Source organism: Streptomyces sp. NPDC111520 (assembly GCF_055635295.1).
Map to the genome: position 1 here is coordinate 92457 of NZ_JBVKBW010000022.1, position 14921 is coordinate 107377.

Consider the following 14921-nt stretch of genomic DNA (forward strand, 5'->3'; position numbering starts at 1 on the left):
GACGCCGAAGTTCAAGGGGGGGCGGTCAAGCCGCCAGGGCCTGCGGCCCGTTCTCGCGGATCGCCTTGAGCCGCGCGAGCTGCTCACCGATGCCGCGCGTCCCTGCCAGCGGCGCGGCAGCGTCCGGGAACACCTCCCGCGCCAGCGCCACGTACCGGCTGCCCGCGAGCACCGTCACGTCCGCACCGAGGACGCCCATCGCTTCGGCCTGGCGCCGGATCGTCTCGGGCTTCACCGTGCGCGGGTCGCCGACCGTGACGTTGTACGTCCACAGCGGCCGCTGCAGGGACACCAGCCCGTACCAGGCCGACAGGATCACCACCCGCGCCCCCGTGTCCGCCGCCAGCCGATCGGCGGCCGCGCGGCACGCCCGGTGATACGAGCCCACGTAAAGCTCACCCGCAGGCCACGACCGCCACTCCGTACGCTTAGCGCCCCCGCACGGGATCACCAGGAGCCGCGAGGGTGCCGGCGCCGCGCCTAGCCGCTCAGCCTCCGCCCGCCCGGCCGGAGTGATCGGCACATCGAGCGGCCACGTCGGCAGGTCCGCGATGCGGGTGGGCTCCCTGCCCGGCAGCAGCGGCCACAGCCCGACGAACCCGCGCTCCTCCAGGGCGATTGCCGTGCGCTGATGCACGTCGGTCAGCAGCCCGTCCGGGTGCGCGGCCGCGCCCAGCAGCGCGGATCGCGCGACCTTCCCCAGCGCGCTCATGCCGCCAGCTCCAGACCCGCCAGGTACAGGCGCGTCGCGTCCCAGCCCAGGTGTTCGGCCATCGCCGCGCCGCGCGCCACCTGCACCGGGCCTTCGGTGGCGTTGAGCTCCAGGGCGCGCGCCAGCACCGTCGCCATGGACAGCCCCCGCTTGAACGTGCTCCCGGTCTCCTGCTCGACCGCCACGTACTCGGCCGCCAACTCGGGGTCCTGGCGCGCGGCCAACACCAGGTCATCGAAGGTCGCCATCATGCAGAAAACGCAGCTCAGGCGGCGCATCCCGGTGTCATAGACGGCGCTGTACGGCAGGCCCGACGCGTGGATCATCCGCCACACCGCGGCGTCGGTCAGGTGGTGTACGGGCATCCACGTCACGACCGTGCGGCCCTTGGTGCTCGCCCGCTTGTCGATGACGAGCGGGAGCTTCTTCGCCCGGGCCTTGGACTCGGCGGCCCTCTGGCCCATGCAGTTGAGGATCCGCAGCGGCCGCCCAAGGTCGCGGTGTTCCTGCTGCAGAGCGGCCATCAGCGCGGCCACGACGTCGCGCTTGTTGTTCGACGTGCAGTAGCGCGCCGCGCTCGAAAACCACGCCGGGGGCACTGGCAGCGCGCCGGCCGCGAGCCCCTGCTTCTCCTCCTCCTCAGCCGTCTTGGCCACCAGCCGCGCGTACCTGTCGCGGACCTGCTGCAGGAGATCCCCGCCGTCCCGGCGCACCGCGATGAAGTCCAGCCCGAGCGCCCGGGCCTGGCGCTCCGCGAGCTCCCGTGTGCTGCCCCACTCGACGCGGCCCAGGTCGCAGTGGACGACCAGGATGCGATCCGTCACCCCGGCCGCCTTGGCCAGCAGATAGACGTGCCACAGGAGCGCCAGGGAGTCCTTACCGGCCGATGACGACACAAGGATCACGTCGGCCCACTGGACCAGGCGCAGGGCCTTGGTCGGAATTCCGGCCGCCAGGCGGGTGCGGGGAAGGGTGGTGCGAGACACGGCGGAGGCCTCTCTCAGTGCGGGTGAGGGGGCCGCCCCGCCCGATGCTGGCGGGCGGGGACGGCAGGGTGCGGGTGGTGCGGTCAGCGGGTCAGGGCGCGGGGGCCGCTGGAGCCGGTACGGGTCTGCCCCAGGTCGGCGCCGTACCCCGCGCGTCCGCCCGCGTAGTACGCCCCGGCGTTCGCCGAGCCGCGCGCGTTGCGGGTGCGCGGGAACAGCTCGTTGAAGCGGCGCCGCACCAGCGACGCCCGCTCGGCGATCACCAGATCCGTCCCGGGCCGGCCGCTGCCCTGCGGGCCGGACGCCCCCCACGAGGCCTGCTCCTTCGCGCGGCGCTCGATCAGCTCAAGACGCTTCTTCACCGTGTCGATGTAGCCGAGCATCCACGCCCGCTTACGGGCCTGCGCGTTCTTGCCCTTGATCCGCTCCAGGTTGACGGCGGTGATCATCTGCATCTGCAGGGACGCGAACATGATCTTGGCCCGCTCGATGTCGGCCCGGAAGCCCACCAGGTGCACGCGCACCACCGTGTGGCTCTTGCCGTCCGCTCCCGTCTCCGTCTCCCGTCCGAGCATCAGCGGGCGGCAGCCGTACGCCTCGGCGATCCGGTAGAGCAGCTCACCCTGCACGTACGACCACGCCACCGTGATGGTCACGATCTCGTCTTCCGGCACGTCCTGGCGCACGCCGGAGTCGTGGAGCGCCGCGGCGTCCAGGCCGTACTTCGACAGGATCAGGGCCGCTTTCGCGGTCAGCGCTTCGGCCTCGTGCGGGAAGTTGGTCGCCTGGGCCTTGGCGAGCAGGGCGCGGGCACGGTTCAGGGCGCTCTCGGGGCTGGGGGTGCTCATGGTCGTTGGTGCCTTCCTGTGTGCGGGTTGGTGGTGCCGGGGCGGGTTGCTGGCCCGCCCCGGCGGGGGGATGTCGGGGGTGGTCGTCAGTGGCCGGCGGCCGTGTCCTGCTCCTCGTTCATGCGCGCGGCCATCTCGTCGGCGAACTCGCGCTCATCCAGGGCGCGCACATCGACGCGGGTCCACGTGTCGACCACCAGGAAGCCGCCTCCGAACGGGAGGCCGCTGTCCGCCACGGTGTACCGGGGAGCGTCGCCCCGGTAGCCGACCCACACGCCGAAGAACTCGGGCGTGATGGCGAGCGCGAACCCGGCCGCGTCCAGGGCGGCCGCGAGCTGCCGCCGCTTGGACGCCTGCCGGGGGGTGTCGGCGTCGACCTTCTTGGCCAGGTCCCACGCGACGAACCAGCGGCCGTTGCGCTCCAGGACGACCCAGCCGGCCCGCTTCCCCGGCACGTGCTGGGGGAAGCGGCCGCGCAGCACGTCGGCCACACGGTCCGCCAGGGTCTTGGGCTGCGCCCACAGCACGCTGTCCGCGAGACGGACCGTGTTCCAGTCGGCGGAGGGAAGCGCGGCCGCGTACTGGTCCACCATCGCCCGGCGGTTGGCGCGCTCGCCGGGGAAGTCCGGGCCGTGAGCGATCAGCAGGGCGCCCAAGTCGCTGGAGCCGATCGGCTCGACGCGGAAGCCCTGCCGGTCGTCGGTGGCGGGCGTGAACCCGGCTTCCGTGAGGATGCCGGTCGCGGTCTCGGCGTTGTCGGCTGCGGGGGATGGTGCGGACACGGGGTGCTCCGTTCATTCGTCGGGTGTTCGGGGGTGAGCCGTGGAGGCCTCCGGCGGTTCTCCGCGCCGTCCGGGGCCGCGCCGCTGTGTGCGGGCGACACCGGGCGGCACAGGCGGCCGCCGGGGGCTCACACCGCGTTCAGGAGCAGCCAATTCACGATGAGCAGCGAGTCGGCGAGGAGGGTCTTGCAGTCGGTGCTGATCTCATCGCCCCGGTAGCACGCGACCCACCCGACGTGGGGGCGCCGGGCGGGGCCCGCCGCTTCGACCGTGACGCCGTGCCCGGACTCGGTGCGGGCCACCACGTACCGCACGCCCCTGTCCGTGGTGCGCACGTCGGCCCGCAGGCCGGCCGACCGCAGCAGGATGCGCAGGAGGTACGCGGGCGCCGTCGGACCGTTCATCGTCAGGGGGGCGGCACCGTACGCGAGGAGCAGCACCACGGCCTCCCGCGGCGTCACGAATCCGCTCGTCAGCGTCCACGGGCTGATGGACGTCCCGAAGGCTTCGTGCAGCACGACCGAGCGGCCCTTGCGGATCAGGGTGTCGTGACCGTTGCGCATCACGACGAGCGGCCGGTCGCCGGTCGCCTGGCCGTACGCGGCCGCCGCGCGGAGCGCGTAGTCGGTGGGCAGGTCGTAGACGACGACGCGGGCGACGATCCGCCCGTGCTCGTTCGGGGCGATCAGCACGTGCCCACGGGTGCCGCGCCACTCCCACGCGATGATGCTGGAGTCCTTGGTGCGGCCGCTGCGCTGCGGGAACTTCACGGGGAGGGCCCTGCGGATCATCTCTTCGGCGTCGGCGAGAGCGGCGAGGGTGGCAGTGGTGGGCGGGACCTTGCAGACGGGGGCGACGAGCACGGACACGGGGTTACTCCGGTTCGATTGGTGGTGCGGGGCGGGGTGCGGGGGCCGGGCCGCTCAGTGCTGGTGAGCGGCCCGGCGGGGGTGTTACAGGCTGGCGATCATCCAGCGGGCGGACGCGGCCAGGGTGGTGGCCACCTCGTGCAGCGTCGCGCCGGGCAGGGGGGCGATGTACTCCTCGTCACCGCACATGTCGTCGGCCACCGCGTGCATCTCGATCACCTCGTCCGGGGCGACCTGGAGGACGATGTACGCGCCGTTCGGGGCGAACAGGTGCTCCTCACCGGCCGCCATCCAGTGCGTGGGGGTGGACGGCTCCCAACCGGCGCCGAGCATCTGCGCCGCGTGCTCGGTCAGGTCGCGGATGCTGAACTCGGTCGCGGACGGCTTGAGCAGGGAAACGGCCGTGGTGGGAACGGTCGCGGTGAGCTTGTGCAGGGAAACGGGCACGTGATGCCTTCCTTCGGGGCGTGGCGGGATGCCAGCGCTGCGGGTGCCGGTCGGGGTTGCTGACCCCTTCCGACACCCCAGACACTACACGACCGGAAGTGACACGCAACAGGTCTCCGAAGAATCCGGCCCCGCGTCAGGTGGCCGGCCCCGCGCTCCCGTTCGTCTCCGGCTCGGCGGACGCGAGGGACGACGGACGTACGCACCGCAGCGCCACGCCCTCGAACGGCATCACCGGCTGCTGCTCCGGCGGCAGCAGCATGTACCGCAGCGGCTCGCCGATCATCGCGCGGCACTCATCCGCCCGGCCCGTCGCGCACTTCGGGCACGCGCCGGCCCCCGCGCTGTCGAACCCGGTCACGTGGAAGAGGCAGTCACGGCAGATGCAGGGGAAGGCCCGGTAGACGCCGTGGTGACGCACCTGGGAGCCGGAGTAGCGGACGAGCGTTCCCGCCGGGAACGGCCCGTCGGTGGCGTTCGTGGCGTAGGCGGCACCGACGGCCGCGGGGGTGTTGGCCACCAGGTCCGCCACAACGGCAGCGAAGGGAGCAGGCAGAGAAGAGGACATGAGCGCGCCTTTCGGGTGCGGGAGTCGGCGGGTGCTGACCGCCGGTCCGGCACGGTACACCATCCGTGTCAATTCCGTGGGTTGTGCGTTCGGGGGTTGATCGACTAGCGTTGCCAGTGCACCGACCGGAGCGGCCAGCAACCGCACCGACCGGCCCCGCACCCGCTGTTCCCGCCGGGAACGGCCCGCACGAAAGGCACCCCCCGCCGATGAACAAGCGCGCCCGCGACGCCCGCGCCGCACTCCGCCGCCGCTCCGCCGAGACCCGCTTTGAAGCGTCCCTGCTCCGGGGCCGCGCACTGGCGACGCACTTCCTCGCCGCCGGAGTGGACGACGTCAAGGCCATCAAGGGCGCCGCGAGCGGACTGTCCGCCGCCGCCAAGCGCATCGGGATCGCCCCCGTCCGCCACGGCCGGACCCTGCGCACCGTGGACGGTCACCGCTTCCGCAAGTGGAGCCCCGTCGGCCACTACAGCCGCGCGCAGCTCCCCGCCCTGGTGAACGCCTACAACCCGCGCAAGCCCGAGTACGTGGCCGCGCTCGACGCGCTGCGCTACTCCCTCGCCGCCTGATACCCCCCGGACTTCCCGGGGCGGCCGACCAGCACTCGGCCGCCCCGGGCCCGCACACCGAACGGAGAACCACCGTGCTCCCTCTCACCCTCCCCAACCCGCCCGCCCCCGCCCACCCGACGGACCGCGACATGGCCCGCCTGTGGGCCCTGGTCAAGATCCTGCGCAGCCTGGCCAACCGCATCTCCGACTACGAGATGACCCCGGCCCGCGCCGCCCTGATCTCCCACGCCGCTTGCCGCGCCATGGCCGCAGCCGAGCGCATCGCCACCCGCCCCGAGATTTCCGAGCGAGTCAGCGGCCGCACCGCCCGGCGAGAGCTCGCCCGCTACGGGACGCGGCTGTCCCCCCGCACCCTGGCGCTGCGCGTCCTCGCCGCGAACGCATTCGAGGCCGCCGCCGTACTCGACGGCCAGCCCTCGCCCCGCAACCACGCGTCCGACGCCGCGCTTGCGTGCGAAGACATCGCGTGGGACGCCCTGCACCACGCCCTGCACCCGAAGTTCTACGGCATCGACGGACCGACCAAGCGGGCCCGCGCGAAGGTCGCCCACTTCCGTCAGCGCGCCGAGCGGTGGGGCTTGGACTTCCCCGACTGCTGACCCGCCCAACGGCCGCCGCGCCCCAGCACGACGCGGCGGCCGGCCCGCACACCGAACGGAGAACCCCCCCATGCCCACCACCGGAATCGTCAGCGACCACGAGCGGCTGCGCCTCACCCTCGCCCCCGCCTACCGCATGGCAGTCATCCTGCGCCGCTACGAGCTGACCATGGCCGAGCTGGATGAAGCGGTCGCGCTGATGCCGTCCGTGCTCCAGGAGGCCGAAGCCATCGCCGACCGGCCCGCCATCACCCGGCGTTCGGAAACGGCCCTGGTCCGGGAGCGCATCGCCGACCTGCGGACGCACTCCACCCCCCGCGTGTTCGGCCTGCTCCGCCTGGCGCTGGAGGCACGGGCGGCCGCCGCCGCACCGGACGCAACGCCCGGCGACGTGTACGCCCTTCACACGCTGGCGCACGAGGTCCGGGACTACGGCTTGCACCCCGTGTTCTTCGGCATCGACCAGGACACCCCGCGCACCGCCGTGACGCTGCGCCGCTTCCGCTACCGCGCCACCAACCAGGGCTTGACCCCCCAGTTCTGACCCGGGGCGGCCGCCGCACACCAGCACTGTGCGGCGGCCGGCCCGCCCACCCCAACCCGCAGACAGGAGCAGCACCCATGTCCCACACCCCCGAGATGGTGGCCCGCCGCACCGCCGCGTGCCTGGCCGCCGGAGTCGACCCGGCCGACATCGAGCCGGGCACCGGCTACGACCTGTCCCGCAACGGCTACGACCGCGTCCGGGAGTCCTGGATCGACCACATCAAGATGCACGGGCACAACGAGCAGTACGGCCGCCCGAGCCTGCGCAAGGCGTTCGGGTACTGGGCCGAAGTGCGCCCGGAGTACACCGCCGGGGACGACTGGGAGGCCCCCGGGTTCGCCGCGCACCGCGCCTACTGGGAGGGCAGCGGCCGCACCTGCACCACCTCGGACTGCCTTGGCCACACCCCGGACCCCGTCCGTGAAGCCCTGGCGTTCGTGGTGGTCGACGGGGGCGGAGACGGCCCGTACCCGGCGCTGACCCCGCACATATGGGTGGGCACCGAGGGCAGCGGCTTCCGCTTCACCCGCGCCACCGCCGAGGACATCGTCCGCGACCTGGTCGCCTGCGAGTACGGCCTGACCGCCGAGTGGCGCGGGGACACCATCGTGATGTCCTGGGACGCCAGTTACGAGCCGGAGTCGGGCGACAGGGTGATCACCCCCGACGCCGACGGCCTGTACGACATCGCCGGTTGGTGGCCCTGGGACGACTACGCCTCGGCCAACACGGACGCGATCACGCCCGACCTGCTGGCCGAGATCGAAGCGCTCCGCGTCATCCGCGACCGCTGACAGCCCCTCGCACCCCGGCCGCGCCCCCGCACGGCGCGGCCGGAGTGCGGGAAAACCGCAGGTCGCACCCATACCCGCAAGTAACTTAGATCGGAGATCCCACCATGACGCACGCCCCCGTGTTCGACGTGACCTCGCCCGAAGGCGTCGCCATCACCGGCCTGTACTCCCGCATGTGGCGCGACGCGCAGAGCGGGCAGGGCTGGGACGCCTGGGTCGCCATGGAAGTTGTCGGCGAGTGGCTGACCGGTCTCGGCATCGACATCGACCACGAGCCGGACGCCCTGGCCGTCGACCCGGTCACCGCCTGGCAGTCCGCCACCACCGCGGCCGCCGTCGCCGCCGCCCGCATGCTCGCCGCCGCGTTCCCCGGACTGCGCCCCCTCGCCCTGCCCGGACAGATCCGGGGCCGCGCCGACGTGTCGTGGGCGGACGCCCCGGCCGGCCACCGCCTGTACCTGATGGCCACCGCTTCCGAAGTGCTGGTGGAAGCCAAGCTGCCGACGGCCGCCGCCCGCGCGTTCATCGACGCCGCCTACTCCCACGTGGAGCTGGCGCCGCTCATGGCCGCCGAGGGTGGCCGCACCGAAGACCTGACCGCCGCCGCGCCTGGACGGCACCGCCTGGAAGACGTGTACGGCAGCGAGACCGGCGACACCGTCACGGTCTACCCCAACGGCATGGCCGCCATCAGCGCGGCCGCCCTGCCCGCCGAGGCCGTGCACAAGGGACTTGCCGCGCTCCTGGACGCGCTAACCACGCCCGCCGCCTGACCGCCCCTCCGGGGCCCGCGTGGCAGCACACCGCGCGGGCCCCGCCACCGAACGGGAGACCACCCCATGCGCCGCACCGTCCATCACCCCGCCGTCCTGGCCCCGCTGGTCATCACCGAGCGGCCCACCGGAGACCCGTACGACCCCATGTGGGAAGGCGTCGACCTGGCCCACGCCGTGGTGGTGCTCGCCCACGAGGTGAAGGCGGATGACCTGCTGCTCGCGGGCTTCGCCGACGGCGACCAGGGCCCCCGCGAAGCCGAGCACTACGAGTTCCTGCGCCTTGCCGAGCCCCGTCCGTACACCGAGTTCTGCGACTGCCCGGACTGCGAGCGCAACGTGGAAGAGGACGAGGTCGACGCGGCCGCCCGGTACGTGATGGTCGCCCGCGATGAGGACGGCAACTGCGAGTTCTGGTTCCGCAACGACCCGGTGCTCATCATTCCCGCCGCGTCCCTCGCGCTCCCCGCCCGCTGAGCGCGCCGGCCTGCGCGCTGTCACAGCCCACACCGCTCCGACGTTCCCCACCTACGGGGCCCCGCGGCCCCTCGCACACGAAAGGCACCACCCATGGACGCAACCACCACCCCCGCCCCCGACCGAGCCGTCTACGTCAGCAACACCCCGAAGCTCATGGCCGACTACGTCCGCCGCGCCGAACAGCGCAAGGTCGCCGCGATGCGCGCGATCGAGGCAGGCGCGGACAACCCGATCCCCGTCACCTCCCCGCCGCTGCTGACCTGGCCGCAGGTGAAGCACGCCGCCGGGGACGACCTGGCGAGCCTGCTCCGCGCCGCCTGCATGCTCCCCGAGGGGGACAACCTGGCCGTCGGCGAGTGGGGCAGCACCGACACCGCGACCGTGACCCGCCGCGTGGCCACCGCGATGCTGTCCGTCGCCCTGGACGAAGGGGCGCTTCCCTTCACCGCCGCCCCGGGCCGCTCCCTGATCCTGTCCACCGGCAAGCCGCTCGACGGAGGCCCCGCCCCGTGGTGGCACGGCGTCGGCATCGCGTCCGCCTGACCGCCCCATCCCTCCCGCGCCCCGGCCATCCCGCCGGGGCGCGGCCCGTTGCCCACTGGAGAGACCGTGATCGACCCCGCCGCCCTGCGCACTGCCAGCGTCGCCCTGTTGAAGGCCACCGGCCCCCGGGAAGCCCGCGAGGCCGCCGCCGCTGTCCGTGCGGTCGCCGCCACCGCCCAGCACGCCGCAGACCTGGGAGTGACGGCGCTGCACCTGGTGATGGCACGCGCTTCCGACCTGCTGGCAGACCACGCCGTCGACACCTTCGACGCGGACGAGCACCGGGAGCTGCTAGCCGCGCTCGAAGCCACCGCCGCCGCCCGCTCCCGCCTGTACGAGCTCCCCGACCTTGCGCACACAGCCTGAGTGAGGTGGCCGGCCCGCACGCTCGACGGGACTTTCGGGACCGTGCTCAATCGCGCGGGCGCGCGGGTCGCCGACCGGCCCGGAGTGTGGCGCGGCGGCACCCCGGGCGACCCCCCGGACACCCCCTGTTGCGTGTCACTTCCGATGGTGTAGTGTTTGAGCTCCCGGGAGGGAACCAGCAAGCCACCCCGGGCCCCGCACACCGACGAAAGGCAGCACCCGATGACGCTCCGCCTGACCCCCGCTCAGACCCGTGCCGTCCGCGACGGCGGCAAGGTCCGCCCCGCCACCCTGGCCGTGCTCGTCCGCCTTGGCCTCATGACCCCCGAGGGCACGCACACCATCGACGGCCTGATCCGGCAGTCGGAGATCAAGGGCGACACCGAGAACGCCGCCCGCTGGCGGGAAGCCAAGGCCACCTACGCCGCCGAGAAGGCCGCCGAGCTGGAGGCCGCCCGCGAAGAGGCCGCCTGGAAGAAGCTGTTCGCCTTCTCCCAGGTGTGCAACGCCGCAGAGCACGCGTTCACCGCCTCCGACGAGAACCGCGACATGACCGCGCTGGAGATCGAGCGGGGCGAGCACAACGACGACCCGATCACCCGGCAGGCACAGTGGACCAGCCTTGACGGCACGTTCAACATGTACGCCGACATCGACGACCGCACCACCGCCACGATGCTCCAGGCCGCCTACAACGCCATCGACCGGGGCGCGAGCACCGAGGACGCCCGCCAGGTCATGGCCGACCTGGCCGCCGAGGAGCGCGCCGCCGCCCTGGCCGAAGAGGTGGCCGAGCTGCTGGAGCAGGGCGACGCCCCGGCGGCCGCCGCCGCGATCCTCAAGGGCAACGACCGCGAGGACTCCGGGGAGCTCGACGCCAACTACAACCCGGAGATCTCGACTGCGACCGGCTTCCTGATCGGGCAGCGCTCGGATGGGCGGGTCGTCATCTCCCACCTGGTCAAGGGGCAGTACCAGACCCCGGACCGTGGCCCGTGGCGCTCCCAGCTCGCCACGTACGCGGCCGACATGCGCGCCGCCGGGTGGACGGTCATGCACGACCGGGTCTCCCGCGTGGTGTTCGCTCTGCCGCCCGCCCCGGCGGAGGAGGAGCAGCCCGCCGAGCCGATCGCGCAGCCGCCCGCCGTGCCGGTCGAGAGGCTGCACCTGAACACGTCCGAGCTGCGCGCCGGGGACGTGGTGCTCGAATACGGCATGCGCGTGCGGCTCGACGCCGAGACGTCCAAGACCCCTGGCGTGTGGCACTGGGAAGGCACGGTCACCAACGTCGCCGAAGCGCTCGCCTACGGCCGTGTGCCCGCGTCGTTCCTGCGCACGCAGAAGTGGGCCGATGGGCGCGGCTGGGTGACCGACCGTGAGGACTACTGGGCCGTGCAGGGCAACGAGTACGCCACCTGGTCCGTGGAGCGCCCGATCGAACTGACCGAGTGGGAGCGCGAACTTCTGGACGCCGCCCCCTCCCTGCCCGTCGTCCACTGACGCCCCCTGACAGCCCGTGGGGCCGCCCGCCAGCACCGGGCGGCCCCCACACCCCACCACCACCCGCAACGGCCCGCAGAAAGGCACCTGCCGTGACCCGCACTCCGAAGCCCTCCACCGCTCAGGCGGTCGCACTCCTCCTGATCGCCGACAACCCCGGCCGCGTCATCGCCACGCTGCGCGGAGAGCACGGTTACCTCACCATTCACGGCGGCACCGAGCGGTCTCTTGCCCGCTGGGGATGGATCGCCCGCCGGAAGATCACCCCCGGCACCCGCGCCATCCGCACCGACCGCGTCACCTACGACCGGCACGTCTGGGAGCTCACCCTTGCCGGGTACGTCGCCATCAACCGCGCCACGGAAGCGGGGATGCTCGCCGACGCCGTCGGCAAGGGGCTGAGTGAGGAGAAGGCGCGCGACGCCCTGCACCACGCTCGCCGCCACGCCGGGCGCGACTGCACGCTGACCCTCGCGGAGATGACGAACATCGCCATGGGGAGCAGCGCGCCGGCCTCCGTCGCCCGGGTCGCGTACGGCGTCGGGCAGCGCGTCATCTCCGTGATTCACGGCGAGTCCGGCACGGTCGTCGCCGACCTGCCGCACCCCACCAACCCTGACCGGGACCGGACCCGCGTCGCGTTCGACTCCAACGAGGAAGGGAGCGTCGACACCGACACGCTGCGCCCCGCCGTGGCGTTCGAGCGGGGCATGCTCCGGATGTGCGAGGCCGCGCAGCGCTGCACCGATGGGGAGTGCGCCCGGCTCGCCGACATCCCGCCCCGCCCGACCGGCCCCGACTGGGAGCCCGTCGCCTACATGCCGCGCACGCAGCAGATCGTGCGCGCCGACGAGGTGAAGCCCGGGGATCTGGTGCTCGCGTCCTGGACGTCGGACGGCCCGGACTGGTTCGTCAACGCCTACCCGGCCGCGCCCGCGCCGCTCGACCCCGAGTGCTGCGCCATCTGCCGCCAGGTCGGGCGCGGCGTGCGGCTGGTCACCCCGGACACGCCGCACAACCCGTGGGAGGCCTGCGACCCGTGGGCGGCCGCCGACCGCGTGCTGATCGTCCCCGCGGCTGCCCGCACGGACGCCCTGCGCGGCGCCTGACGCCCCCTGGGGCCGCCCGGCAGCACCGGGCGGCCCCGACACCCCCAACCACCCCGCACAGCCCCGCAGAAAGGCACCTGACGTGATCTACGTCGACCGAGACGCGCTGATCGCCGCCGCCATGCGTGACTCGTACGTCGTCTCTCTGGCGACCCGATGGGGCTTCACCGTTGAGGCCCTGGCCGTCGCCGCCGAACGGTTCGCGGCCGCCGAGGAAGCCACGATCGACGCGTTCGCCGCGTGGCGCTCCACCGGCACCACCGAGGCCGCCGACCGCTTCCGGGCGGCCGCCGTCGCCGAGAACAGCGCCCGCGCCGCCAAGGACGACGCCCAGTGGTGGGCCGACCTGGCGTGGCGCTCCCACTCCGACGCGGTCGCCCGCTACCAGCGCGACCACGCTGCCGAGCACATCGTGCGCACCGCCGACGGGCGCGCCCTCACCGTCGCCTGACACCCCGCTCCGGCCCGGCCCGCACGCCAGCACCGCGCGGGCCGGGCACCCCCCGCACCCCGAACACCGAGGAAGGTCACACCCCATGAGCGCCACCGCCACCGCCCCCAGCCCGTACCAGCTCGCCGAAGCCCGACGCGTCATCCGCCGCGCACGCCGCATGGCACTGACCCTGGCCACGGCCGCCGCGACCGTCCGCGCCCACCTGGACACCTGGAAGCTCCAGAGTGACGCCGCGTACGTCCACGACCAGGCCGCCGCCACCGAGCGGATCGCCGCATCCCTGACCCGGCGCGCCAACCGGCTCATGCAGGCCGTCGCCGTCGAGGACGCCACGGTGCCCGGGCTGATCCCCGACCTGGACATCTACGTCGACCGGCTGCACCGGGGCGACAAGGGCAACGCCCGGGCGGCCGCGCTCATCGTGGACCGCTACCAGCGCCTTGAGGACAGCAACGACCTGCCGTTCTGACCCTGCCGCGCCCCTGCCCGCCCGGCCAGCAACCGGGCGGGCCCCCGCCCCCAAGACCCGCACTCCGAACCGAAAGACACCCGCCATGCTGCACCGGATCACCGCCGCCGCCCGCCGCGCCCTGATGCGCGCCGCCGCCTTCCTCGCCCGCCTGTCCGGCCTGCCCGACCCGCACCGCGCCGTGGCCGCCGTGATGTACCGCATCGGGCACCCGGACCTCACCGACAACGACCTGTTCGACTCGATCCAGGACGTCATGACCGCGTTCGGCTTCAAGGCGCCCCGCGATGAGGACTTCGTCCCGTGCGAAGACTGCGGCTGGCACTTCCTCCCGAAGGAGCTCAACGCCAGCGGAGTGTGCCCGGACTGCGTGCCCGTCCCCGCCGCCGTCCGCCGCTGAGCGCAGCAGCCGGCCCGCCCCCAACACCCCGGCCGCCGCGCCCCGCACCCCACGATGCGCGGCGGCCCCACCCGAACGGAGAGCACCCCGCATGAGCACCCCCGAGCCCCGCACCACCGCCACCGCCGTCCCCTGCGCAGAGCACGACTCCGAGGAGTTCCGGCTGTGGTCCATGCGGCCGCGCGAGACGCACGTCATGGACGCGTCGTTCAGCCGTGAGTCCGCCATGTGGCACGCGGAGAAGTACCCGCACCTGATCCCTGTGTCCCGCATGCCTGGCGGGGAGTGGGAGGACGCCCGCCCGGCCCCGACGGGCCCCGGGGAGTACCACGTGGCGTGGGCGATGGAGCTGCACGCCGACAGTCCGGAGGACGCCGCCCGGCAGGCCCTGGCGGTCCACCGCGACCCGGGCAGCATCGCGTGCGTCTTCGACGTGTCCTTGCACGACGGGACGAGCCGCGCCGTGGAGATCGACCTGAACACCCCGGAGGAGGTGAACGGGCCGCTGCGCGACCGGCCGTTGCCCGTCGATCTGGGCAAGCTCCCGACGGAGCAGCGCGCGCAGCTCCTTGCCGCGCTGCTGACCGACTCCGCCGCCCTTGAGGCCGCGCTGCCGGGCATGGACGCCTTCCGGCTGCACGACGTGATCGGAGCGTGCGAGGCCGCCGTGGAGCCCATGGAGCAGGCCTCGTTGGTGGAGGCCGTCCGCGAGGGACTGGCCGAGATCCCCGCCGGAGAACTGGCGTCCACCGCGCCCGTGACGCACGTCCGGTTCGACACCACGACGTGGGACAACGGCCGGTTCTACGACGACGACGGGGCCCGCCTGTTCCACGCCGACGGCACGGTCTCCCGCGAGGACTTCCCCGGCGCGAAGGACGAGCTGACGGAGCTGTCCGAGCTGCACACCTTGGGTGAGTGGTCCGTCGTGACCGTGGACCTGACCACCGGGGCCGTGCTGCACCACACGAGCCGCGACTTCGACGTGCTCTGACGGCCCCACACGCCCCTGTGCCCGCCTGTGCGACCGCCGGGCGGGCATCGGGGCCCCCGCGCCCCCTACGGCGCCCCTGCGGCCGCCTACGGCCGCTCCTGGCCCC

The 14921-nt window shown here is 73.3% G+C and carries 21 protein-coding genes; 14 read left to right on the forward strand and 7 right to left on the reverse strand.

The window, feature by feature from the left end; translation table 11 throughout:
• Positions 1 to 25: 25 nt before the first annotated feature.
• From ACZ7MY_RS36260 to ACZ7MY_RS36290, 7 genes are all read right to left on the reverse strand, one after another.
• The gene (locus ACZ7MY_RS36260; RefSeq protein WP_499608743.1) at positions 26 to 712 is read right to left on the reverse strand and encodes a DUF6884 domain-containing protein; all 687 of its coding nucleotides are present in this window, start codon (positions 710 to 712) and stop codon (positions 26 to 28) included.
• Entirely contained in the window at positions 709 to 1698 is a 990-nt protein-coding gene (locus tag ACZ7MY_RS36265) for a phosphoadenosine phosphosulfate reductase domain-containing protein (protein WP_499608746.1), read from the reverse strand. The genes ACZ7MY_RS36260 and ACZ7MY_RS36265 overlap by 4 nt, the downstream gene beginning before the upstream one ends.
• A gap of 83 nt (positions 1699 to 1781) precedes the next feature.
• Positions 1782 to 2546 (reverse strand): DUF2786 domain-containing protein, encoded by a 765-nt coding sequence (locus ACZ7MY_RS36270; RefSeq protein WP_499608749.1) that lies wholly within the window; start codon positions 2544 to 2546, stop codon positions 1782 to 1784.
• An 86-nt stretch (positions 2547 to 2632) separates the two neighbouring features.
• Positions 2633 to 3328: a hypothetical protein gene (locus ACZ7MY_RS36275; protein ID WP_499608751.1), complete on the reverse strand. Its 696-nt coding sequence runs from the start codon at positions 3326 to 3328 to the stop codon at positions 2633 to 2635.
• Positions 3329 to 3456: 128 nt separating this feature from the next.
• A complete protein-coding gene (locus ACZ7MY_RS36280; RefSeq protein WP_499608753.1) occupies positions 3457 to 4197 on the reverse strand; it encodes a hypothetical protein in 741 nt (246 codons plus the stop codon).
• 84 nt (positions 4198 to 4281) lie between these two features.
• Positions 4282 to 4644 (reverse strand): hypothetical protein, encoded by a 363-nt coding sequence (locus ACZ7MY_RS36285; protein WP_499608757.1) that lies wholly within the window; start codon positions 4642 to 4644, stop codon positions 4282 to 4284.
• A 136-nt stretch (positions 4645 to 4780) separates the two neighbouring features.
• A complete protein-coding gene (locus ACZ7MY_RS36290; RefSeq protein ID WP_499608759.1) occupies positions 4781 to 5212 on the reverse strand; it encodes a hypothetical protein in 432 nt (143 codons plus the stop codon).
• A gap of 209 nt (positions 5213 to 5421) precedes the next feature.
• Between ACZ7MY_RS36290 and ACZ7MY_RS36295 the strand changes: the two genes are divergently transcribed.
• From ACZ7MY_RS36295 to ACZ7MY_RS36360, 14 genes are all read left to right on the forward strand, one after another.
• Positions 5422 to 5784, forward strand: coding sequence for a hypothetical protein (locus ACZ7MY_RS36295; RefSeq protein WP_499608761.1), 363 nt, complete (start codon positions 5422 to 5424; stop codon positions 5782 to 5784).
• Positions 5785 to 5858: 74 nt separating this feature from the next.
• Complete coding sequence (locus tag ACZ7MY_RS36300; RefSeq protein WP_499608764.1) at positions 5859 to 6386, forward strand: hypothetical protein; 528 nt, start codon at positions 5859 to 5861, stop codon at positions 6384 to 6386.
• Between the two features lie 70 nt (positions 6387 to 6456).
• A complete protein-coding gene (locus tag ACZ7MY_RS36305; RefSeq protein ID WP_499608766.1) occupies positions 6457 to 6930 on the forward strand; it encodes a hypothetical protein in 474 nt (157 codons plus the stop codon).
• Positions 6931 to 7007: 77 nt separating this feature from the next.
• On the forward strand, positions 7008 to 7727 hold the full coding sequence (locus tag ACZ7MY_RS36310; RefSeq protein ID WP_499608769.1) for a hypothetical protein: 720 nt from the start codon (positions 7008 to 7010) through the stop codon (positions 7725 to 7727).
• A 104-nt stretch (positions 7728 to 7831) separates the two neighbouring features.
• Positions 7832 to 8500, forward strand: a complete 669-nt coding sequence (locus ACZ7MY_RS36315) for a hypothetical protein (protein ID WP_499608772.1) — start codon at positions 7832 to 7834, stop codon at positions 8498 to 8500.
• A 66-nt stretch (positions 8501 to 8566) separates the two neighbouring features.
• Positions 8567 to 8977: a hypothetical protein gene (locus ACZ7MY_RS36320; protein WP_499608775.1), complete on the forward strand. Its 411-nt coding sequence runs from the start codon at positions 8567 to 8569 to the stop codon at positions 8975 to 8977.
• A gap of 93 nt (positions 8978 to 9070) precedes the next feature.
• On the forward strand, positions 9071 to 9523 hold the full coding sequence (locus tag ACZ7MY_RS36325; RefSeq protein ID WP_499608778.1) for a hypothetical protein: 453 nt from the start codon (positions 9071 to 9073) through the stop codon (positions 9521 to 9523).
• A gap of 66 nt (positions 9524 to 9589) precedes the next feature.
• The gene (locus tag ACZ7MY_RS36330; RefSeq protein WP_499608781.1) at positions 9590 to 9889 is read left to right on the forward strand and encodes a hypothetical protein; all 300 of its coding nucleotides are present in this window, start codon (positions 9590 to 9592) and stop codon (positions 9887 to 9889) included.
• 222 nt (positions 9890 to 10111) lie between these two features.
• Positions 10112 to 11389, forward strand: a complete 1278-nt coding sequence (locus tag ACZ7MY_RS36335) for a hypothetical protein (protein WP_499608784.1) — start codon at positions 10112 to 10114, stop codon at positions 11387 to 11389.
• Between the two features lie 92 nt (positions 11390 to 11481).
• Positions 11482 to 12498 (forward strand): hypothetical protein, encoded by a 1017-nt coding sequence (locus tag ACZ7MY_RS36340; RefSeq protein ID WP_499608787.1) that lies wholly within the window; start codon positions 11482 to 11484, stop codon positions 12496 to 12498.
• An 82-nt stretch (positions 12499 to 12580) separates the two neighbouring features.
• Entirely contained in the window at positions 12581 to 12949 is a 369-nt protein-coding gene (locus ACZ7MY_RS36345) for a hypothetical protein (RefSeq protein WP_499608789.1), read from the forward strand.
• Positions 12950 to 13034: 85 nt separating this feature from the next.
• A complete protein-coding gene (locus ACZ7MY_RS36350) occupies positions 13035 to 13421 on the forward strand; it encodes a hypothetical protein (protein WP_499608792.1) in 387 nt (128 codons plus the stop codon).
• Between the two features lie 85 nt (positions 13422 to 13506).
• Complete coding sequence (locus ACZ7MY_RS36355; RefSeq protein ID WP_499608794.1) at positions 13507 to 13821, forward strand: hypothetical protein; 315 nt, start codon at positions 13507 to 13509, stop codon at positions 13819 to 13821.
• A 91-nt stretch (positions 13822 to 13912) separates the two neighbouring features.
• Positions 13913 to 14815, forward strand: coding sequence for a hypothetical protein (locus tag ACZ7MY_RS36360; RefSeq protein WP_499608797.1), 903 nt, complete (start codon positions 13913 to 13915; stop codon positions 14813 to 14815).
• The last annotated feature ends 106 nt before the right edge of the window (positions 14816 to 14921 follow it).

Coding starts and splice junctions, on each gene's coding strand:
- ACZ7MY_RS36260 (WP_499608743.1), bottom strand. CDS start 712: ATGAGCGCGCTGGGGAAGGTCGCGCGATCCGCGCTGCTGGGCGCGGCC.
- ACZ7MY_RS36270 (WP_499608749.1), bottom strand. CDS start 2,546: ATGAGCACCCCCAGCCCCGAGAGCGCCCTGAACCGTGCCCGCGCCCTG.
- ACZ7MY_RS36290 (WP_499608759.1), bottom strand. CDS start 5,212: ATGTCCTCTTCTCTGCCTGCTCCCTTCGCTGCCGTTGTGGCGGACCTG.
- ACZ7MY_RS36295 (WP_499608761.1), top strand. CDS start 5,422: ATGAACAAGCGCGCCCGCGACGCCCGCGCCGCACTCCGCCGCCGCTCC.
- ACZ7MY_RS36305 (WP_499608766.1), top strand. CDS start 6,457: ATGCCCACCACCGGAATCGTCAGCGACCACGAGCGGCTGCGCCTCACC.
- ACZ7MY_RS36310 (WP_499608769.1), top strand. CDS start 7,008: ATGTCCCACACCCCCGAGATGGTGGCCCGCCGCACCGCCGCGTGCCTG.
- ACZ7MY_RS36315 (WP_499608772.1), top strand. CDS start 7,832: ATGACGCACGCCCCCGTGTTCGACGTGACCTCGCCCGAAGGCGTCGCC.
- ACZ7MY_RS36320 (WP_499608775.1), top strand. CDS start 8,567: ATGCGCCGCACCGTCCATCACCCCGCCGTCCTGGCCCCGCTGGTCATC.
- ACZ7MY_RS36325 (WP_499608778.1), top strand. CDS start 9,071: ATGGACGCAACCACCACCCCCGCCCCCGACCGAGCCGTCTACGTCAGC.
- ACZ7MY_RS36335 (WP_499608784.1), top strand. CDS start 10,112: ATGACGCTCCGCCTGACCCCCGCTCAGACCCGTGCCGTCCGCGACGGC.
- ACZ7MY_RS36350 (WP_499608792.1), top strand. CDS start 13,035: ATGAGCGCCACCGCCACCGCCCCCAGCCCGTACCAGCTCGCCGAAGCC.
- ACZ7MY_RS36355 (WP_499608794.1), top strand. CDS start 13,507: ATGCTGCACCGGATCACCGCCGCCGCCCGCCGCGCCCTGATGCGCGCC.
- ACZ7MY_RS36360 (WP_499608797.1), top strand. CDS start 13,913: ATGAGCACCCCCGAGCCCCGCACCACCGCCACCGCCGTCCCCTGCGCA.